The sequence below is a fragment of the Frankia sp. CeRuru1 genome (assembly GCF_977966315.1).
Genome location: NZ_CDWWEW010000020.1, coordinates 1,948 through 21,707, shown reverse-complemented (window position 1 = coordinate 21,707; position 19,760 = coordinate 1,948). Strand labels below are relative to the sequence as shown.

The 19,760-nt window shown below is 69.4% G+C and carries 16 protein-coding genes; 2 read left to right on the top strand and 14 right to left on the bottom strand.

Annotated features, from left to right (window positions below; translation table 11 throughout):
- Nucleotides 1-100 precede the first annotated feature (100 nt).
- Entirely contained in the window at nucleotides 101-1,279 is a 1,179-nt protein-coding gene (locus AC08OP_RS02940) for an acyltransferase family protein (RefSeq protein ID WP_476612776.1), read from the top strand.
- A 58-nt stretch (nucleotides 1,280-1,337) separates the two neighbouring features.
- Nucleotides 1,338-1,988, top strand: coding sequence for a TetR/AcrR family transcriptional regulator (locus AC08OP_RS02935; protein ID WP_476612775.1), 651 nt, complete (start codon nucleotides 1,338-1,340; stop codon nucleotides 1,986-1,988).
- A 44-nt stretch (nucleotides 1,989-2,032) separates the two neighbouring features.
- On the opposite strand, the gene AC08OP_RS02930 is transcribed toward AC08OP_RS02935, so the two are convergent.
- From AC08OP_RS02930 to AC08OP_RS02865, 14 genes are all read right to left on the bottom strand, one after another.
- The gene (locus AC08OP_RS02930) at nucleotides 2,033-3,184 is read right to left on the bottom strand and encodes an acyl-CoA dehydrogenase family protein (RefSeq protein WP_476612774.1); all 1,152 of its coding nucleotides are present in this window, start codon (nucleotides 3,182-3,184) and stop codon (nucleotides 2,033-2,035) included.
- Nucleotides 3,185-3,245: 61 nt separating this feature from the next.
- A complete protein-coding gene (locus tag AC08OP_RS02925; protein ID WP_476612773.1) occupies nucleotides 3,246-5,990 on the bottom strand; it encodes a winged helix-turn-helix domain-containing protein in 2,745 nt (914 codons plus the stop codon).
- A gap of 120 nt (nucleotides 5,991-6,110) precedes the next feature.
- The gene (locus tag AC08OP_RS02920) at nucleotides 6,111-7,670 is read right to left on the bottom strand and encodes a class I adenylate-forming enzyme family protein (RefSeq protein WP_476612772.1); all 1,560 of its coding nucleotides are present in this window, start codon (nucleotides 7,668-7,670) and stop codon (nucleotides 6,111-6,113) included.
- Nucleotides 7,667-7,855, bottom strand: a complete 189-nt coding sequence (locus tag AC08OP_RS02915) for a hypothetical protein (RefSeq protein WP_476612771.1) — start codon at nucleotides 7,853-7,855, stop codon at nucleotides 7,667-7,669. Before AC08OP_RS02915 ends, AC08OP_RS02920 begins: the two co-directional genes overlap by 4 nt.
- Nucleotides 7,856-7,866: 11 nt before the next feature.
- The gene (locus tag AC08OP_RS02910) at nucleotides 7,867-8,697 is read right to left on the bottom strand and encodes a hypothetical protein (RefSeq protein ID WP_476612770.1); all 831 of its coding nucleotides are present in this window, start codon (nucleotides 8,695-8,697) and stop codon (nucleotides 7,867-7,869) included.
- Between the two features lie 95 nt (nucleotides 8,698-8,792).
- Nucleotides 8,793-11,024: a hydantoinase B/oxoprolinase family protein gene (locus AC08OP_RS02905; RefSeq protein WP_476612769.1), complete on the bottom strand. Its 2,232-nt coding sequence runs from the start codon at nucleotides 11,022-11,024 to the stop codon at nucleotides 8,793-8,795.
- Between the two features lie 220 nt (nucleotides 11,025-11,244).
- Nucleotides 11,245-13,371, bottom strand: a complete 2,127-nt coding sequence (locus tag AC08OP_RS02900; RefSeq protein WP_476612768.1) for a hydantoinase/oxoprolinase family protein — start codon at nucleotides 13,369-13,371, stop codon at nucleotides 11,245-11,247.
- Between the two features lie 4 nt (nucleotides 13,372-13,375).
- Entirely contained in the window at nucleotides 13,376-13,735 is a 360-nt protein-coding gene (locus tag AC08OP_RS02895) for an acetone carboxylase subunit gamma (RefSeq protein ID WP_476612767.1), read from the bottom strand.
- Entirely contained in the window at nucleotides 13,732-15,648 is a 1,917-nt protein-coding gene (locus tag AC08OP_RS02890; protein ID WP_476612766.1) for a hydantoinase/oxoprolinase family protein, read from the bottom strand. The genes AC08OP_RS02895 and AC08OP_RS02890 overlap by 4 nt, the downstream gene beginning before the upstream one ends.
- Before the next feature lie 195 nt (nucleotides 15,649-15,843).
- The gene (gene pspAB, locus AC08OP_RS02885) at nucleotides 15,844-16,443 is read right to left on the bottom strand and encodes a PspA-associated protein PspAB (protein ID WP_476612765.1); all 600 of its coding nucleotides are present in this window, start codon (nucleotides 16,441-16,443) and stop codon (nucleotides 15,844-15,846) included.
- A gap of 50 nt (nucleotides 16,444-16,493) precedes the next feature.
- The gene (gene htpX, locus AC08OP_RS02880; RefSeq protein WP_476612764.1) at nucleotides 16,494-17,453 is read right to left on the bottom strand and encodes a zinc metalloprotease HtpX; all 960 of its coding nucleotides are present in this window, start codon (nucleotides 17,451-17,453) and stop codon (nucleotides 16,494-16,496) included.
- A gap of 35 nt (nucleotides 17,454-17,488) precedes the next feature.
- Nucleotides 17,489-17,770 carry a PspA-associated protein PspAA gene (pspAA, locus tag AC08OP_RS02875; RefSeq protein ID WP_476612763.1) on the bottom strand — a complete coding sequence of 94 codons (282 nt, stop codon included), beginning with the start codon at nucleotides 17,768-17,770 and terminating at the stop codon, nucleotides 17,489-17,491.
- Nucleotides 17,767-18,522 carry a PspA/IM30 family protein gene (locus AC08OP_RS02870; RefSeq protein WP_476612762.1) on the bottom strand — a complete coding sequence of 252 codons (756 nt, stop codon included), beginning with the start codon at nucleotides 18,520-18,522 and terminating at the stop codon, nucleotides 17,767-17,769. Before AC08OP_RS02870 ends, pspAA begins: the two co-directional genes overlap by 4 nt.
- 748 nt (nucleotides 18,523-19,270) lie before the next feature.
- Nucleotides 19,271-19,435 (bottom strand): alpha/beta fold hydrolase, encoded by a 165-nt coding sequence (locus AC08OP_RS02865; protein ID WP_476612761.1) that lies wholly within the window; start codon nucleotides 19,433-19,435, stop codon nucleotides 19,271-19,273.
- Nucleotides 19,436-19,760: the final 325 nt, after the last annotated feature.

Genomic DNA, 19,760 nt, shown 5'->3' with positions numbered 1-19,760 from the left:
GGGGTGAGCGTGCGGCCCGCCGGCTCCGTCCCGGCGATCGCCGGGGCGCCGCGTCTGGCAACCTGGCGGTGTGTGGTCACCGTGGGGCGGGCTGCGCTCCATGGGCCGGTCCGTGGGCCGACTCGTCGAGTCCACCCCGCCGTCCCGGGCGCGCGACGTCGACTTCCTGCGCCTGGCGAGCGTCTGTGTCGTGGTGCTGTGGCACTGGGCCCTGTCCATCGACCACTTTCGCGGGGGCGTTCTCGTGATGCCCAATCCGATCGCGCGGATACCGTTCGCCTGGCTCGCGACCTGGCTGCTCCAGGTGATGCCGGTGTTCTTCGTCATCGGTGGCTTCGCTCACCTGGCGGCCTGGGACGCGGCCGGTCGCGCCCCCGGGTCTCCGCGCGGTGATCCCGCGCTTCCCTGGGGCCCGCGGGCGCGGCGCTTCCTGCGGGGGCGGCTGCGCCGCCTGCTGCCCCCGATGGCGGTGTTCGCCGTCGTCTGGGCGGCGGTCGACGCCGTCCTGCTGCTCGCGGTCCCCGACTACCCGGGTCTGCTGCGCTATGGACGGGCCGTGCTGGTGCCGCTGTGGTTTCTCGCGGCGTACCTGGGGGTCATCCTGGTCGTGCCGGTGACCGCGGCGGTCCATCGGCGGTTCGGCTGCCGGTTCATCCTGCTGCTGGGCGCGGCCGTGGCGCTCGTCGACCTGGCGCGGTTCGGCACCGGCAGCACGGTGTTCGGCTATGTCAACACCGGTCTCGTCTGGGTGTTCGCCCACCAGCTCGGGTATTTCTGGCGGGACGGCGCCCTGCGCGGGCCGCGGCGGGCGCTGCTGACGGCGCTCTGCGGGCTGGCGGGTCTGGCCCTGGTGACGACGCTCGACGAGTATCCGCGATCGATGGTCGCCACCGAGGGAACCAGGCTCAGCAACATGTTCCCGACAACCGCTGCGATCGCCGTGCTCGCCGTCTTCCAGCTCGGTCTGATACTGCTCGCCGTACCCGCCCTGAACCGGATGCTGGCCCGGCGCCGGCCGTGGGCGGCGGTCGTCACGGGCAACGCCGTAATCATGACCGTGTTCCTGTGGCACATGACGGCCCTGCTGCTCGCGATGGTCACGATGCGGGCGGTCGGGCTGCCGATGCCCGAAGAACCGACCGCGGCCTGGTGGGCCGGGCGGCCGCTGTGGGTGATCCTGCCCGCACTCTTCCTGGTGCCGTTGATCGTCCTGTTCGGACCGGTGGAGCGCCGGGCCGCGGCCCCGCGTGAACCGGCACGGGCCGGGCCGGACGACTGAGAACCTGAGTTAGCCAGTATTAACCAGGCGGGCACCGGCTGTCCCGGAAGGCGGTAATGTGCCGACCGTGTCCTTCAGCCTCGAAGAACCGCCGCCAGCAGGATCGCGCCGGGAGCGTATCCTCGCCGCCGCGGCCCGGCTGATGGCCGAGCGCGGGTACCACGGGGTGAGCATCAACGACATTGGCCGGGCCGCGGGCGTCTCCGGGCCGGCGTTGTACAAGCATTTCCCGAGTAAGCAGGCGATCCTCGGCGAACTGCTGATCGGCATCAGTGAACGCCTGCTCACCGAGGGCACCCGTCGCGCGGCCGCGGTGCCCAGTCCGGACGGCACCCCCAGTCCGGACGGCACGCTGGACGCGCTCGTGCGCTGGCACGTCTCCTTCGCTCTCGACTCACCCGAACTGATCCGCGTTCAGGATCGCGACCTGAGCAGCCTGAACCCGGCCGACGCGCACACCGTGCGCCGGCTGCGACGCGGCTACGTCGAGCTCTGGGCCGCCCAGCTGCGCGCCCGCAGCCCCGAACTCGCCGAGGACACCGCCCGCGCCGCCGTCCACGCCACCTTCGGCCTGCTGAACTCCACCCCCTACAGCGCGGTGACGATGAGCCGGCCGCAGCTGGCGGACCTGCTGCACCAGCTCGGCCTGGCCGCCCTGCTCGCCGCGGGAACGCGGCACCCGGCACCCGGGCCGGCCACCAGCCACTGATGATCTTTCGCGGGGTGCCGGCAGTGTTCTGGCGAGCCTCGTCACTACAGACCCAGTTCGCGCGCGATCAGCATCTTCTGGACCTCGCTGGTGCCCTCGCCGATCTCCAGGATCTTGGCGTCCCGCCAGTGCCGGGCGACCGGGTATTCGTTCATGAACCCGTAGCCGCCGTGGATCTGCGTGGCCTCGCGGGCATTCGTCACCGCCGCCTCCGAGGAGAACAGCTTCGCCATCGCCGCCTCCTTCTTGACGGGCAGGCCGGCGAGCATCCGGGAAGCCGCGTCGTAGTAGGCGGCACGGGCCACGTACGTCCGCACCTCCATCTCGGCAATCTTGAAGGCGATTGCCTGGTTGCGGCCGATCGGCGCGCCGAATGCCTCCCGCTGCTTCGCGTATTTCACGCTCTCGTCCACGCAGGCCTGCGCCAGCCCGACGGCCAGCGCGGAAATCGCGATCCGGCCCTCGTCCAGGATCTGCAGGAAATTCGCATAGCCGCGGCCGCGCGCACCGAGCAGATTCTCCGCAGGAACCCGCACGTCGTCGAAGGCCAGCGGGTGGGTGTCGGAGGCATGCCAGCCGACCTTCGAGTAGGCCGGGCCGGCGGTGAAGCCAGGGGTGGGCACCGGCACCAGGATGGACGAGATCTCCTTGCGCCCGGCCGGGGTCCGCCCAGTGACAGCGGTGACGGTGACGAGCCGGGTGATGTCGGTACCCGAGTTGGTGATGAAGGCCTTCGAGCCGTTGATGACCCAGTCGCCGCCGTCGAGCCGGGCGGTGGTGCGGGTGCCGCCAGCGTCGCTGCCCGCCTCTGGTTCGGTCAGCCCGAACGCGGCCAACGCCCGCCCGCTGGCGAGCAACGGCAGCCACTCCTCCCGCTGTGCCGGCGTGCCGAACCGGTAGATCGGCATCGCGCCGAGGCCAACCCCGGCCTCCAGCGTGATCGCCACCGACGAGTCGGCCCGGGCCAGTTCCTCGATGGCCAGGCAGAGGGCGAAGAAGTCGGCGCCCTGCCCGCCGTACTCCGCCGGGAACGGCAGACCGAACAGGCCCATGTCGGCCATCTGCGCGACGACCTCGTACGGGAACGTCTTCTCCTCGTCGTGCCGCGCCGCCGCGGCGGCGACCACCTCGCGGGCGAACGCCTCCACGGTCTTGCGCAGGGCTTCCTGCTCCTCGCTGAGCCGGGTGTCAGGCATCGCTGTCCTCCCCGTCGTGGAAGCGGCACCCGCTACCAGGGCCTCAGGGCTACCAGGGCGCTCAGGTCAGGATCCGGCGGCGGCGGGCCTCCGAGACCGATTCCCCGCGCCGAGCGACCCCGAGCTTGGTGTAGATGCTCTTGAGATACCACTTGACGGTGTTGATGGTCAGGCCGAGGTTACGCGCGATTTCCTTGTTCGACAGTCCGCGGTCCAGCAGACGGAGGATGTCAATCTCGCGGGCGTTGAGCGGTTCTTCCGGAGCGGGGTTCCGCTCGGCCAGGCGGTCGATGATGGGGATCGCCGCCCGTTCCGCGTCCGCGTGGGCCGTGGCGAGCAGCTTGGACAGGTAGTCGGAGGGCACAGTGGGCAACTCCGCCGGCCACCGGCGGCACCGGCTCGCGTCCCGCAACTCGCCAATGATCTTCAGGAGTTCCGGTCCGGCGTCGGTAATGGTGCGCACCAGACCGCGGCGGGCCCCGGCGACGACGGCGGGCACGAGGGTGCGCAGCGCGGTGTTGGTGTCGCCGGTCAGCGAGTGCACCACCGCGAGGTCGATACGCGCGGCCGTTTCGGCGTACCGCCAGGCCACGGAGCTGCTCTCCTGGTGCATCTGGGACAGCAGCCGCAGGGCACCGTCGTAGTCGGCCTGGGCGGCCATGACCCGCGCGCGCATCGCGAGCTGGTAGTGGCGGGTGGCCATGGCGATGCCGTCGCCGCCGCGGGCGACGTCGTCGCCGTGGCGGGCGAGCACGTTCTGGGCGCGCCCGAGGTCCCCCCGGGCCAGGTGCAGCCGCAGGCGTTCGTGGTCGACGGCGGCCGACAACCGAGGCAGGACGAGCTGGCTCGCCGCCTCGCTGCCCTCGTCGAGCAGGTGCCAGACGTCCTCGATCTCACCGCGCAGGGTCTTGATGCGGGCCAGCGTGGAGTAGGTGGCGATCATAAGATCGGCGACGCCGCTTTCGGCACCGAGCTCATGGCACTCCTCCAGCAGCCGCTCGGCGGCATCGGTGTCGCCCCGCTCGTAGTACAGCCGGCCCAGCAGCGCGCCGGCCAGCCGGGCGGCGTGCGAGCGCGGCCCGGCGGCTTCGCGGGCGAGGGCCACGGCTTCCCGGTACAGGCGTTCGGCGGCCACCAGGTCAAGCTGGGCGAACGCCGCGAGCCCGGCGAAGCAGCGCCCGTACACGCCGGCGAAAGGCCCGCGGGTGGTGTCGTGGAAGGCGTTGGCCCACCGCTGCCGCGCCTGCGCGGTGTCGTAGGCGAAGGTGTGGATGTCGACGAAGGTCCGGATGTTGGACGACACCGCGACCAGCCACGGCCGGTAGCCGGAGTTCTTCACAATGTAGGGGGCGACCAGGTCAGCGGCGCGGTCGATCCGGTCACCGTAGACGTCGATGCAGGCCTGGACGACATCGGCCTCGCCGAGGATGTCCTTACCGGTGTCGCTGGTGTCGTCGGGTGCCAGGGCGGCACGCACGTGGTCGAGCGCGACCTGCGCGGGCTGCGCCCGTTGCAGCAGACAGTTGGCCCAAGCGATCGCGATCTGCAGCCGCGGCCGGCCGGGCAGCAGCGCCGGCGGCAGCTTGTTGACCAGGCCGAGCAGGGTGGCCATCCGGCTGTGCTCCACCAGGTGCATGGCCCGCCGCTCCACCAGATCCACCGCCCCGGCGTCGTTACCGGCAGCCAGGGCATGGGTGACCGCCTCACCGAGCAGACCATGATCAGCAAACCAGGCCGACGCGGTCCGGTGCAGGGTCACCACCCAATCCTCATGATCACGCTCCAGGCGGCGGCGCAGGTAACCCGCGAACAGATGGTGATAGCGAAACCATTCCCGGTTGTCGTCGAGCGGCCGCAGGAACAGGTCCCGCCGTTCCAGCTCCTCCAACAGCGCCTGCCCCCGCCGCTGCCCACTCACCGCCGCCGCCAGATCACCGCAGAGCCGATCACAGACGGAAGTCGTGAGCAGGAAGTCGAGCAGATCCGCGGGCAGCGCATCGAGCACGTTCTCGGCGAGATAGTCACCCAGGGAGTGATGCCGCCCGGAGAAACCGCGGATCAACGCCGACGGGTCGGCGCTGTCACGCAGCGACAGGGTCGCCAGCTGCAACGCGGCGACCCAGCCGTCGGTACTCGACCACAGCCGATGCACGTCCGTGCTGTCGAGATCCAACGCGTTGAGCTCGAGCAGGAAGGCCGCGGACTCCCGATGGTCGAACCGCAGCTGCGTGGCGTCGATCTCCGTCACCTGGTTACGCACCTTCAGCCGGCCCACGGCCGGCGACCGGGTCCGGCTGGTGACGATCAGATGCAGGTTGGCCGGACCCACCTCCAGCAGGAACTCCAACGCGGCAACGGCCTGCGGGGCATCGATGAGATGCCAGTCGTCGAGCACGACCGCCAACGGCCGCCGATGCTCGGCAACCTGATTGACCAGCTCGGTGAGCACATACCGCTGCGCGTCGTCGGAATGCCCCTCCAGCACCTCGACCAGGTCACCGGCCAGGGTCGGTTCGACCCGGCGCACCGCCTCGATGAGATGGCTGAGGAACCACACCGCGTCGTTGTCGTCCCGGTCGAGACTCAGCCACGCCACCGGCACCCCCTCGGCGCGCAGCACCCGCTGCCACTGCACCGCCAGCGTGGTCTTCCCGAACCCGGCCGGCGCGTGGATCAAAGCCAGCCGCCGGGCCCGGCCGTCCCGCAACACGTCGAGGAGCCGGTCCCGGCCGACCAGCTGGGTGTCATAGGTGGGTGCCTGAAACTTCGTGGACACGGCCAGCGTGGGACGTGCCTTGGTGTCCATCCAGCTCGCCTCGCTTCCGAGGGCTCCCCGCCCGGCTCCCCTGCCACGCGTTCGTGACGATACTCACAGGCCCTCGAGCTGATTTTCGCACTGGCCGCCCAGGCCGCAATACTTTGGGCGTCACCAACCGGGCCAGCCGGCCCGCAGCGCCTTCTTGTCCAGTTTGCCGTACACGGTGGTCGGCAGGGCCTCGACGACCCGCACGGCCTTGGGCTGCTTGTACCGGGCAAGCTCCACCCGGCAGTGCGCCAGCAGCTTGGCCTCGTCGAACGCACCGGTATCGTCGGGCACGACGAACGCCACGACCGCCTCACCCCAGTCCGGATGCGGCACCCCGACGACCGCGACCTGCCCAACCCCCGGACAGGCCGCCGCCGCGTTCTCCACCTCCGTGCTGTACACGTTCATCCCACCGGTGATGATCATATCGTTCTTGCGATCCAGCAGATAGACGTACCCCTCGGCATCCATCCGCCCGATATCCCCGGTGTGCAACCACCCGTCCCGCAACGCCTTGGCGGTCTGCTCGGGCCGGCCCCGATACCCCACCATCGTGTACGGCGTGGCGGCGACGATCTCCCCGACCTGACCGCGGGGCAGCTCCCGGCCAGCCTCGTCGACCACCTTGACCGCGGCCATGACGACCGGCTGACCACAACTGGCCAGCCGATGCTCCCCGTCAGGATCAAGACGATGATCCTCATGGCGAAGACGGGTGATGAAGTTCGGCGCCTCCGACTGCCCGTACAGCTGCATGAACACCGGGCCGAGCACCTCCAGGCCCTGCTCCAGCCGCTCCCGGGTGATCGGCGCGGCACCGTACAGGATGGTCCGCAGCGAGCTGAGATCCAACGCGCAGCCCGCCGCCCGGTCGAGCACCCGATAGATCATCGTAGGTACCATGAACGTGAAGGTCACCCGGTCGGCGGTGATCCGCTCAAGCACCAGCTCCGGGTCGAACCTGGTCTCCAGGAAGTGCCGGGCTCCCTTGAGCATCCCGGCCTGCAGCAGGAAACCCGCGCTGTGCGGCAGCGGCGACATCACCAGCAGCACCTCGTCGTCGAGCAGCCCCATCTCCATCACATGCGAGAACAGATTGAGCGCGAGATTCCGCTGGGTGTGCATCACCCCCTTGGGCAGACCGGTCGTACCCCCGGTATAGACGATCAACCCCGGGTCGGTGGGTGCCGGGGCGACCTCCGGCACGGTGGTCGGCTGCCCGGCCAGCGCGTCGCGCCACGCCACCACCCCGCCCGGGCAGTCGTCCGGGTCGGCGACGGCGATGACCGTCTCCAACAGGGGCGGCGCGGAGTTCAGCGCCGCCGGGAGCATCCCCGCATCGGCGAGGACGACCCGGGCCTCACTGTCCCGCAGGATGTAGTCGATCTCGCTGGCCGACAGCATGTCGTTGAGCGCCACCTTGACCGCACCACACCGCAGGATCGCCTGATCAGCGACGATGTACTCGGGCCGGTTGGACATCATCAACGCCACCGACACCCCCGGCCCCACCCCCGCCGCGCGCAGCCGGTGCGCGAGCTGGTTCGCCGCGGCCACGATCTCGCCGTACCCGTAGGTCCGCCCCTGGTAGTGCAGGGCGGGACGCGCACCGAACCGGTCCAACGCGTCGACGAACACCGCTTTCAGGGTCAGGTCACTTTTCCCGGTGAGATCACTCATCGCACACGCTCCAGGACACTCGCATAGTTGGCGACCGCCAGGCCACCCATGTTGAACACCCCGGCGACGGTGGCCCCGGGGATCTGCATCGCCCCGGCGTTACCGGTGAGCTGCAGGACCGCCATCACATGCTGGAGACGGCCAACCGGGGTATGACCCCAGCCCACGATCTCCACGTCGTCCACGCCGAATCCCTTCAGTGCCTGCCGGCGGCCAGGGCGGTGAGCCTGGTCAGCACGATTTCCGGGGAGGCCTCGGTGGGGATCTCACCGAACCGGAACCCACGCTTGGCGGCGGCGTCGACCAGCCGGGCGGCCTCGCTCGTATCGCTCCACACCTCCGCTGGCAGTCCCCCGCCGTAGCGCCGGTCGTCGAGCAGGACGTCGGCTGGCAGGTGCGGCAGGAGCAGCAGGTCACCGGGCAGCTTGGGGTCGAGCTGGTCGGGGCCGGTCACGCCGTTCAGTCGGACCGCGGTGATCCAGCCGTAGTGCCCGGCCGCGGCCAGCAGACTCGACCAGGCGTCGGTCTCGTCCTCATCCGGCCCGCCCGCCGTGTCACAGGTGATCTGCAGCCCCCGGACCGGCCGGTCCGCCACCGAGCGGATCACCTCCAGCAGGCCGGTCGCGACGTCGTCGAGCGCGTCGAAGTCGACCTCCGCACCGGGCGCGAGCAGCCTGCGCGGTGACGGGCAGTCCAGCACCAGGTCGACACGATCGCCGAACTGGTGCAGCAGCGCGTCGAGAGTGTCGGCCAGCACGCGGCGCGGCGCCGGCAGCTCCAACGCCGTACAGACGGCAGCGGCCTCGCTACCACCGGCGAGGTAGCGGGAGAACGGACCTGAGACGTTGGCACCGTACACATCGGACCGCAGTAACCGGTGTGCCTGTGCACTCGCCGCGACCAGCGTGGCCGGATCGTCATACCAGCGCTCGGGGGCGCCGGCGAAGACCCTCCACACGTACCGGTCGCAGTCCAGCCAGGTCAGGGTGTCACGCCTGGCGTGGATCCAGTCGTCCGCAGCGTTCATCGTTCTCCCGCCGTCCTCATCAGTCCCGCAGCATCAGGATCGGTCCCGCAGCATCAGGCCCGCGCCGTCAGCCCTGCACCGTCAGTCCTGCACCGTCAGTCCTGCAGCTCCGCCAGCTTGGCCTCCAGCTGCGCGATCCGCACGTCCTTCGGGTCGGGCATCATCACCGGCACGATCGCGTCCGCGGGGCAGGTGTCCTGCGGAGTGCCGCGGAACAGCACCTGCGGATCGCCCCAGGAGCCGAAGAACGGCACGTCGGCCGGAGGCGTCTCGGTCTCCCACTCCTGGACGAACTCCGCGTACGGCTTGCCCCGCCGCAGCCGAGCCGCCCGCTCGGCCTCCCGGGCCGCCGTGGTGCCCTCGGCGTCCACCGCGGCGGTGTCGGGGTTGAGCACCACGTGGTAGATGTCGCGGACGGTGTCCATGGACACCAGGCCGTCGCGGTAGTCGGAAGCCACCAGCTCGGGATCGCGTTCGAGCACGTCCCCGTAGCCACCGCCGGTGCCCTGGGTGAGCATGTACAGCTCGCCGCGCTCGGCGAGCTCGAACTGCATGCCCATGTGATGCGTCGAGTAGGTCGCGTCCGGGAACGGGCGCTCGTTCATCAGTTCCTCGACGGTGTAGCGCAGCAGTTCGCGCTGGTTGTCCATCACCTTGAAGATGTCGACATTCTTGATCTTGCACAGCGGGTAGGCGCCGGGGCCGTAGCCGCCGAAGATGCCGTGCGAGCTGGGGAACTTCGAGCCGATGCTGCACGCCATGAAGCCCCACATGGCGCTGTCCTTGACGGTGGCGATCTGCTGGTAGCCCTGGCCGCCGCGGAACTTGCCGAAGCCCTGGTTGTCCCGCATCACCCTGTTCGGCACTATCTTGAGAATCGGGACTTCTTCCTCGATGAGCTCCTGCTCCCCGATGTCGGCCATGGGCGCGAAGATCGGGGCGACCGCGTGCTCGCCGTCCCGGTTGGACCGCGCGGCCCCGCCCATGCCGTTGAGGTCGGCACACACGTTGCCCACCAGCTCGCCGTGCTGGGTGACGCCACCGTAGATGAACGTGACGATCATGTTGAACCAGCCGGCGATGACGTCCGTAGAGCGTTCACCCGCACTGTAGAGGAGCTTCGGCGTCGCCAGCTGGGCCGCGGTGAAGGAGGGGAAGAACGTCATCATGCTCTGCGCGTTCGGCGCCTCCGGCGAACAGTTCAGCGCCGACCGCGGGTCGGTGAGAACGGTCATCGGCTCGAACACCGCCTGGTTTCGCGGCAGGTCCGGCCACACGAAGGTCAGGAACTCCTGGGCCAGCATGCCCTTCATCGACGAGAGGATCGTGTTGTTGGCTCGGTTCAGGAATTCCGGCGACGAGCCCCGGAAGTCCAGGATCAGCTCGTCGTCCTTCTTGGTCATCGCCAGTCTGATCTTGACCAGACAGTTCTCGCGCAGCGTCCCGTCCGCGAAGACGTTCTGCCGCACGGTGCCCTCCGGCCACGACCTCAGCCGGCGGCGGACCTCGTCGGCGGTGTCAGTCAGGGTGCGCCGCAACGTGGCGATGACCGCGTCGACACCGTACTCGGCGATGGTGTCGTGGATCCGGTCCCTTGTCCGCATCGCCGCGTACAGCTTGGCCTTCATGCCCTCCAGCTGCAGCTTCGGCTCGCGCACCGAGTTCTGCAGGAAGGTCATGAGGTCACGGCGGAACGTGTAGTTCTCACCGACCTTGATCGGCGAGATCTTCAATCCCTCGTCGAACGGGGATTCCGCCGCCGAGGGCATACCACCGGGTTCGGTGGCGCCGTTCTCCCCCTCGTGGCAGACCGCGCCGGCGAAGCAGATCAGCTGCCCCTCGTGGAAAACCGGGATGAGGATGCTCTGGTCGGTGTTGTGGACGTTGCCGTAGCGGGCGTCGTTGTGCATGAAGACATCGCCCTCACGGACCCCGACCGTCGGCTCATCCACCCAGTACTTGACAATGAACTTGACCGGGTGCTGCGTGAGCACCGAGAACAGCAGCACACCACCCATGCTGGACAGGGCGAGGTCACCCGAGGCCGTCCACACCCCGGAGATCAGGTCGCCCCACTTCGCGCCCGGCGCCGCGCCCATCTGCTCGACCATGTCGAAGGACTCGTTACACGCGGTCTGCAGCTTGTGCCGCACCAGGTTGATCTGCTCGGGATCGGTGAACCGCGCGAGCGCCTCCGTTTCGCGGGGCGACTCCGGGGCGAGATGGTGGCTTTGCATGATCTCGGGGTCGGGCCCGAGGAACAGGACGTTTTCTTCGAGGAACTTCTCGACGAGCGACTTGCCGTCAGCGTGGTCGGGCTGGCTCATGAATCTACACCTTCTGGTAAGACGTGCCTGGCGGGCGAGGGCGAGCGGCTTCCCAGGCCCGGCACAGGCTACGCGAAACGGACGAGGGGTTGATGACGCCGACTTTGCTGGTTTCCATCAACCCGACAACGCGTTCTGCTCAGTACAAGAATTTTCCATCAATACGCGCTAGCCGGCCAGCTACGCCATCGGGATGAAACCTCCTGAGCGGGGAGCCCGCTCAGATGGTCCGAACGAGCACCGCGGAGCCGGTGCGGCCGATGGTCAGCTGCCATCCGGGTTCGGCGAGGTAGGTCGTGCTCGGAGTTTCGATCAGGGCGGGGCCCTCGATGACGTGGCCTTCTTCGAGGTCGGCGAAGTCGTAAACGGCGGTCTTGACCGCGCCGTCGATGCCCGGGTAGTGGCATTCCCGCCACCGGGCGGGGTTCGACGCGGGGCGCGGCTCGGCCTGGGTGGGCTGCAGGTCGAACTTGTCGCGTTCGACGTAGCTGACCACGCGGATGACGTTGATGCGCACACCGGCCTCGGGTGCCTGGCTGCCTTCGCCGTACCGCTTGGCGTAGATGCTGCTGAACAGGTCCAGCAGTTTGATCACGTCGCGGTGTGAGGTGAGCCGGTCGAACGGCGACACGACCCCGATCTGGGCGAGCTGGTTGCCGTAGCGCATGTCCAGCTCCACCCGCGAGCGGATGTTGGCGGGGTCGGCGCCCTGGCGGAGGAGGTCGTCGCGGCCCTTCGCGGCGAGTTCCGTCACCGTGTCGTTGAAGATCTGGAAGTCGTCCAACATCTTGCGGGTGGTGGCGTCGTAGACCATCAGGTACAGCGAGTACTCGTGGATGTGCAGCTGGTTCATATTGCCGGCGCCCAGCGCGGAGAACACCGAGCTGAACGGCGGGATCAGCACATTCTGGATACCCAGCGTGTTGGCGTATCCGCAGGCATGCAGCGGACCACCGCCGCCGTAGCTGAGCGCGACGAAGTTCTTCGGGTTATAGCCCTTGACCGCGACCTCCTTGAAGATCGCGTTGGCCATGTTGCTGTCCACCTTGCGCTTGATCGCCTTCGCCGCCTCGATCAGGCTCAGTCCGGTGGGCTTGCAGATGTGCTCCTCGATGGCCCGCTGCGCCCGGCGCAGGCTGAGCTTGATCGTGCCACCGGCGTAGTTGTCCGCGTCGAGGTAGCCCAGCACTAGGTTCGCGTCCGTGGTGGTCGGGAACCGCCCGCCCCGGCCGTAGCAGGCCGGGCCCGGGTCAGAACCGGCGCTTTCCGGGCCGACCTCGATGGCCTCCCACAGGCGGTCGTAGCGGGCGATGGAGCCACCGCCGGCGCCGAGGGTGTGCAGGTAGGTCATCGGGGTGGAGACGAGCCAGCGGTCGATGACCGGGTTGAAGTCGTAGAACTTCACCCCGTCGGAGGTGACCAGGCCGATGTCGAAGCTGGTGCCGCCCATGTCGGTGGCGATGACGTTGGGCTGGTGGTAGGTCTTCGACAGGTAGTTGGTGGCCTCCAGCCCGGCGACCGGTCCGGAGTGGATGGTCTGCAGCGAGGAGGTCGAGTTCAGCTGGGCCATGCCGCTGGTGTTGTGCACCAGCAGCATCGGCTTGGTGTAGCCGTTGCGGCGCAGCTCGATCTCCAGCGACGCCAGCCCGTGGTACATCTGGCTGTGCAGGTAGGCGTCGATGACCGCCGACATGGTCCGGGCGTACTCACCCTTGCGGCCGGTCACCCGGTGCGACAGCACGATCGGGATCGCCCCCAGCATGTGCGTGGGGTACTCGTCGAGGATGATCCGCTCGACTTCCTTCTCGTGGGCCGGGTTGATCACCGCGTTGACCAGCGCGACCACGAACGCCTGCGCGCCCTCGTCCACCAGCTTGCGCACCTGGCGGTGCACGTCGCCCTCGTCGATGGACAGCACCGCTGTGCCGCCGTAGTCGATGCGTTCCTGCACTCCGGCGATCCGGGTCACCGGCACCAGCGACACCGGCCGGTCCGCGGCGGGCAGGTCGGACTGCTGGGCCTCGGTCAGCCCATCGCCGTAGCCACGGGCCCGCATCAGCGGCACGGTCGATTCGAAACCGGCGGTGGTGAGGATGCCGACCGCCGGACCGCTGCGTTCGATGAGCGCGTTCGTCCCGAGGGTCGTGGCGTAACGCACCGCGTCGACGGTCGAAAGCACCGTCTGCACATCCAGGCCGGCCTGGGCGCTGGCCTTTGCCAGGGCATCCATGAACCCGGAGGCGAGGTTGTGGTGCGTGGTCAGCGACTTCGCCTCGATGTAGGCGTCGTCGTAGACAAGAAAGCAGTCGGTGAACGTACCACCGATGTCAACGCTTACCTGCCGCATGTCCCTAGCCCTCCACAACGCTGAGGTGACGACGCTTCAACGCGTCGATATCGAGTTCGAGGTCGTGTGTCAGCGGATGACCAGGCGGCAGGTACTCGTTCTCCACCTGCGTCCCGCAACCCGGGCAGTAGAACTCGACGATCCGGCACCAGGCCGGGTCGGGGGCGTAGGTGAACTCGTAGCTCTCGTCCAGGATCGGCCGGTGAATCTCCCGCGGGTCACGGTTGTAGACCAGCAGCCCGGTCTTGTAGTTCTCGCGGGCGTTCGCGATGTCCTGCCCGCACACCCGGCAGGTCCATCGCTCGGTCGCCAGATTAATCGCGAGATACTCGGTAATGTTCACGGTGGACTGCTGCTCGCTCACTGCTGGGCCTCCAGGATCAGGTCAGAGTTGCTGCTCACCCGGAACCCCCACCCGGGCTCGATCAGACAGGTCAGATAGTCACCCGCGACCAGCGCCGGCCCCGCGGCTCCCTGCCCCGGCCCCAGATTCTCCGGACGGTAGACCGCGATCTCCTGCTCGTTACCGTCAGCGAAATGGATACGACGCGATCCGTCCGCGGCCGCCGGCTGCACCGTGGCGTGTTCGTCGGCCACGAGCTCGAAGGTCGGCAGCGGATACCAGGCCCGCACCACCAGCTGATCGGCCTGCCCGGTAGACGACCCGTCGGTCCACGTCTCGTCCCGCAACACGCCGTCGACGATGAATCGACCGCGGGTCTCGACAGTGCATTCGTCGATGGACACGCCTTCGCCGAACATGTCACGCCGCGCGCGGGTCAGCAGATCGTCGCGGGCCGCCTTCACCTCGACCTCGACGCCCGGCATCGGCACGCTGTACTCGTGCGCCAACCCGCTGAAACCGATACCGAACGCGCTGAACACCGCCGACAGATGCGGCACGATCACCCGCGCGATCCCCGCCGCCCGCGCGATCCCCGAGGCAAGCACCGGACCGGCGCCACCGAAGGCCAGCAGCGTGGCCTCACCCGGCTCACGACCCGCCGCGGAGATCATCTCCTTGACCGCGGCCCCCGCCTGCTCCTCGAACACCCGCAACACCGCGAGCGCCGCGGCCTGCGCCGACAACGACAGCGGCTCCCCGACATGGGTCAGCAACGCCCGCTCCGCCCGGGCCGGGTCCAACTTCAGATCCCCACCCAGATAGTTGTCCGGGTCCAACACCCCGGCAAGCAGCAGGGCATCGGTCACCGTCGCATCGGTGCCACCACGGCCGAAAGACGCCGGGCCGGGCGCGGCACCCACACTGCGCGGACCGATCTGAATCTGACCGTCGACGACCTGGACCACCGAACTGCCACCCAGCCCGACACTGCTCAGGTCCGGAATCGGCAGCGAGGTCTGCGCCGAATCGACCCGGCCGTGCGCGTGCACCGTCAGGGCCTTGTCCACCACGACCGACACGTCGGTCGTGGTGCCACCCACGTCCACCCCGACCAGCACGTCCGCGTCATAGAGCGAGGCGTAGGCGACGCTGCCCTCCAGCCCACCCCGCGGCCCGGAACCCCACGTCTTCAACGCCGTGGTCTTGGCCACCCGGGCCGAGTCCCCGTCATTCCGGAAGATCAGCAGCGGGCGGGCCAGCCCGTTCTCCCGGCACGCCTTCTCCGCGCCGTAGAGGAAGTGCTCCATCCCCGGGTGCAGGTAGGAGTTCAGCACCGCGGTCAGCACCCGCCGCGCGTCGTCGACGTCGTGCACAAGCTCATGCGACAGGGTGAACGGGACCGCGCCCAGCAGATGCCGCGGGTACCGCTCCAACAACAGATTCTTGATCGCCCGCTCCGCCGCCGCGCTCCGCAGCGCAATCACGATCCGCGAGGTACTCGTCGCCAACAGTTCGTTGATCGCCGTCGTGAACTCCGCCAGGCCCACCGACCCGTCGGCGCCCACCGCGATCCCGACCGGGGGATGCGGCACCAGGGCCTGCCACAGCGAAGCGTCGACCAGCCTCACAATGCCATAGACATCCTCCTCCGCACCGCTGTCGACCAGCAGGGCGACCGGTGCGCCCTTCCGCTCGACCACGGCGTTCGTACCCGACGTCGTCGAATAGCGCAGATACTCCGTCTCGCGCAACAGACGAGCGGTGTCCTCCTCGCCATACAGCCGGTCGGACACCGTCCGCAGCCCATCGACGAAACACTGCGTTAAATCGTGCGGGGTCGTCGGTGTCTTCGCATGCGCGATGCGTTCACCGTCCGTCACACACACATCGGTGAACGTGCCACCGTTGTCGATATTGACCAGGATTCCCATCGGCCCTCCGCTGCATCGTTGCGTGAAGTGGGTCACAACTTTGCAGCCGGCGAAGGGTGGTTGCACCACTCCTAAGGGTGGCTGGGAGATGGAAATCGGGTGGTTAAGCGCAATACTGTTGGCCCAGGGCCACGTCGGCCTTCGCCGATAGTCCTATCTAGTAGTTTCACGAATACCATAGGTTACACCCAAGGGCTATTCTCCTGGTTGATCGGGTGCGGGATCCGGCGCGTCGAGGCCGGGCGCTCCCCACAGGGGAAACCAGCGGGACAGGTCCGGTTCGATCGGGAGCTCACCCGCCAGCACCTCCCGTACCTCCAGCTCGGCCGGATTGTCCCGGCGCTGGTCACCGGCCGGCACGAACGGGTACCAGGTGCCGCGTTTGTAAAGGTAGATCAGCCCCATCTGCCGGCTGCCGTCGGTGAACCCGACGACGGTGCACAGCAGCGCCGGGCCGAAACCGGCGTCGCGCACCGCGGCATTCGCCGCGTGCAGGTCGGTGACCAGGCCAGCGAGGTCCTGCTCGCCGGTCCGTCGCAGCAGCCAGCTGTACCCGAAGCTGTCCGTGCGCCGCTCGTACCGGCCGCCGTCCAGGCTCAGCAGCCGGTCGATCTCCTGCGCTACCCCGGTGAACGCGCCGCCGGACGCGGGTTTGACGCAGACCGCCCCGGCCCCGGTCGGCCGCCATGAGCTGGCGGCCTGCAGGGTGACGGCGGCGGCCGGGAGCGTGAACAGCCGGTCGAGGTCCGGCGGGACGGGCCGGGTCCGGCCGAGAAGCACGTCGAGGATCCGCATGGTCCGGCCTACTTTCTACCCGGGTCACCGAACTACCCGGGCTCACCGAACTACCCGGGCTCACCGGACTGGGCGGCCAGCCGGGCAAGCTGGGCCAGGCGGGCATCCAGCGGCGGGTGGGTCGAGAACAACGAGGACAGGCTGACGCCGTTCGCCAGCGCAGGGGCGAAGAAAAAGGCGTTGAACGGTTCGGCGGCCCGCAGGTCGCGGGTCGGGATCCGGGAGATCTCGCCGGTGACCTTGGTGAGCGCGGCGGCGAGCGCGGCCGGCTGGCCGGTGAGGATCGCCCCGGACCGGTCGGCGGCGAGCTCCCGGTACCGCGACAGCGCCCTGGTCAGCAGGAACGACAGCGCGTAGACGGCGGCGGAGACGACCACCACGACGAACACGACGAGGGCGCCGCTGTCCTCATCATCGCCGCCGCCGTCGCCGCCGTCATAGCCGTCGGACCGACCGAAGCCGCCGGCCATCCCGGAGTAGAGACCGAATCGGGTGACCAGACCGGCGAGCACCCCGAGAAACGACGCGACGGTCATGACGGCCACGTCCCGGTGCGCGACGTGGGACAGCTCGTGGGACAGCACCCCCTCCAGCTCGTCGGCCTCCAGCCTGCGCAGCAGCCCGGTCGTCACGCAGACGACGGCGCGTTTCGGGGTCCGGCCGGTGGCGAACGCGTTCGGCAGGTCGGTGCCCGCGACCGCCACCGCGGGCTTCGGCAGGTCGGACAGCGCGCAGAGCCGGTCCACGACGCCGTGCAGCCGCGGCTCCTGCGCCGGGCTGACGATGCGCCCACCGGTCGCGTACAGCGCGAGGCGGTCCGAGAACCAGTACTGGGCGGCGAGCAGCCCGCCGGCGATCAGGACGACCAGGACCGGTGACACCCCGACAGCGATCAGGACGGCGATGAAGGCGACGTAGACCAGCCCGAGCAGGAAGACGGTCAGCACCATCCGGGCCGACAGTCCCCGGTCCGGGGCGAACCTCCGCGGCGCACGCGTCACCATCATCATCGTCACCTCACCATCGTCACCTCGTCGGCCGGGGCTCAGCCGCCGGGAATCAGGCCTTCGTCGCCGAGCAGCCCGCGGACCTCCGCCAGCCCGGTGCCGGCGCGCGGCAGCACCAGCTCCGATGGCTCCAGCCGGTCCGCCGGCACCGCGCGGCCGCGCGTCCGGACCCGTTCGAGCAGCCTCGTCAAGGCTTCCTGGAACGCCGGCTCGTCCCCGGCCTCGACGGCCGCCAGCAGCACGTCATCCAGCTCGTTGAGGGCCTCCAGGTCGGTTGCGGGCAGGTCGAACTGGCCCTCACCCAGAATGCGCACGATCACGGCCGCTCCTCCGGTCGAGCGGCGTCGGCCGGCTGGCGGCCGCCGATCGCCCGCGCGGGCATGGCGCTTTTGATCTCGGCCAGATCCCGATCGATGTCGGCGGTCACGGACAGCCGGTCCAGCTCGGCCTGGATGTCGTCGCGCGGGCCACCGGCCGCCGTCTCCAAGGCTCCGGAGGCGAGTAGTTCGTCGATCGCGCCGGCCCTGGCCTGCATCTGCTCGGCTCTGTCCTCGGCCCGCTGGATTGCCAGGCCGACGTCGCCCATCTCCTCGGAGACCCCCGCCAGCGCCTCGCCGATCTTCGTCTGCGCCTCCGCCGCGGTGTACGTCGCCTTCACCGTCTCCTTCCTGGTCCGGAACACCTCGAGCTGGGCCGCCAACCGCTGCGCCGCCAGCGTCAACCGGTCCTCCTCCGCCCGCAGCGATGCATGCTGCTCCCGCAGCTCCTCCAGCTGCGCGGCCACCCCGGCCCGGCGGGCGAGGGCCTCCCTGGCCAGGTCGTCGCGGCCCGCGGCGACCGCCTGGCGGGCCTGCCCGGACAGCCGCTCGGCGGACGCCCGTAGCTGTTCGACCTGGAGCTCCAGCCGCTTCCGGCTGGTAGCGACGTCCGCTACCCCGCGGCGGACCTGCGCCAGCAGCTCGAGCTGCCGGGCGTAGGAATAGTCGAGAACCTCACGCGGATCCTCGGCGCGGTCCAACATCCTGCTGGCCTTGGCCCGGAACACCAACGCCAGCCGCCTGCTCAGGCTCATCGACGCCTTCCCTCCCCCGATCCCGTCGGTCCCTCTCCGATCCCGCCGGTCAGCCGACGGTCAGCCGCTGGCCTGTGCTGGGGGAATGCCCCCGGCGCCGCCGTCCACACGACCGGCGATGGTCTGATCCGTCCCGGGCCTGTTCGCCGCCCGGCTACGGCACCACTGACCGGCTACGGCACGTTACTCGCGCGCTCCTACGGTCTCGGGGCCTACCGACCGGTGCACCAAATCATCGTGGACGCCTGTGCCGCGCAGCATCCTGGCGGCACAACTCGCCGCGAAGTCCAGGCAGTCGCGCTGTCCTGATGCCGCGCTGTGCCTGATAACACGCTGTGCCTGATGCCGCGCTGTGCCTGTTCGTCGAGGACGCTGTTGACCCGCAGGCCGGTCCCATGCTGCGCAAACGGATGATGGCGTACCGTCCGGACTTCCGCTGGCTCGAACCCCCGCCGCGGCATGGTCTGGTCACCGCCTGCCGGAAGTGCCGCCGTGCTTCCGGCGCCTCCCGCGTCCGGGGTACCCGGGGTACGGCCGGTCTACCGGCGGTCGGGAGGGTGACGTCGGCTTGCCCCGAGCACGGGGCGGTCCGGCGGCCGGCCGAGGGCCCGGGGTCTGATCCGTCGGGGTCGGAGGAGCGGCGCCAAGGCCCGGTCTAATCCGGGGCATGCCGACGGTGATGAACGCGGTACCCGTCCGGGCGGCGGTGAGCAGCCCGCCCGGACCGAGGCGCCACGGGTCGGTGGCGTCAGTGGGCAATGCCGTCGAGGAGCGTGGCCAGCGCGTCCGGGTCCTCCAGCATCGGCAGATGGCCGCCCGGGATCTCGACGGGCTCGACGCCGAGCGACGTCCTCGCCCTGGCCCGCTCGGACTCGATGTCGAACAGCTCGTCACCGGTGGCACAGACAATCATGGTGGGGATGGCGGCGCGGGTACAGCACCGCGATCGCCGTCCGTGGATCCCAGGCGCTGGTGCCGTCGGGGCGTGTCGGCGGCCCCCATCGAATGCCCGACGACCACGATCGATCCGGCGGTCCCGGGAATCCCGGCGATCCCGGGAGCCCCTGGTCCGGCGGCCACGATGGCCGCATCGAGGGCGGCGAGCGCCGGGCGGATGCGTTCCTCGATGCGGCCATCGTGGCCGGGTTGTGCAACGGCAGGTCCGGTGCCACCACCCGATGTCCCCGCGCCCGCAGTTCCGCTCCGAGGGGCTCCCAGCACGTGGCGTCGTGCCAGGC

Excerpts from the sequence above, each read along its gene's own strand:
- AC08OP_RS02870 (WP_476612762.1), bottom strand. The coding sequence starts at position 18,522 with ATGAGCCTGAGCAGGCGGCTGGCGTTGGTGTTCCGGGCCAAGGCCAGC.
- pspAB (WP_476612765.1), bottom strand. The coding sequence starts at position 16,443 with ATGCGGATCCTCGACGTGCTTCTCGGCCGGACCCGGCCCGTCCCGCCG.
- AC08OP_RS02940 (WP_476612776.1), top strand. The coding sequence starts at position 101 with ATGGGCCGGTCCGTGGGCCGACTCGTCGAGTCCACCCCGCCGTCCCGG.
- AC08OP_RS02920 (WP_476612772.1), bottom strand. The coding sequence starts at position 7,670 with ATGAGTGATCTCACCGGGAAAAGTGACCTGACCCTGAAAGCGGTGTTC.
- AC08OP_RS02865 (WP_476612761.1), bottom strand. The coding sequence starts at position 19,435 with ATGATTGTCTGTGCCACCGGTGACGAGCTGTTCGACATCGAGTCCGAG.
- AC08OP_RS02890 (WP_476612766.1), bottom strand. The coding sequence starts at position 15,648 with ATGGGAATCCTGGTCAATATCGACAACGGTGGCACGTTCACCGATGTG.
- AC08OP_RS02925 (WP_476612773.1), bottom strand. The coding sequence starts at position 5,990 with ATGGACACCAAGGCACGTCCCACGCTGGCCGTGTCCACGAAGTTTCAG.
- htpX (WP_476612764.1), bottom strand. The coding sequence starts at position 17,453 with ATGATGATGGTGACGCGTGCGCCGCGGAGGTTCGCCCCGGACCGGGGA.
- AC08OP_RS02900 (WP_476612768.1), bottom strand. The coding sequence starts at position 13,371 with ATGCGGCAGGTAAGCGTTGACATCGGTGGTACGTTCACCGACTGCTTT.
- AC08OP_RS02930 (WP_476612774.1), bottom strand. The coding sequence starts at position 3,184 with ATGCCTGACACCCGGCTCAGCGAGGAGCAGGAAGCCCTGCGCAAGACC.
- AC08OP_RS02905 (WP_476612769.1), bottom strand. The coding sequence starts at position 11,024 with ATGAGCCAGCCCGACCACGCTGACGGCAAGTCGCTCGTCGAGAAGTTC.
- AC08OP_RS02910 (WP_476612770.1), bottom strand. The coding sequence starts at position 8,697 with ATGAACGCTGCGGACGACTGGATCCACGCCAGGCGTGACACCCTGACC.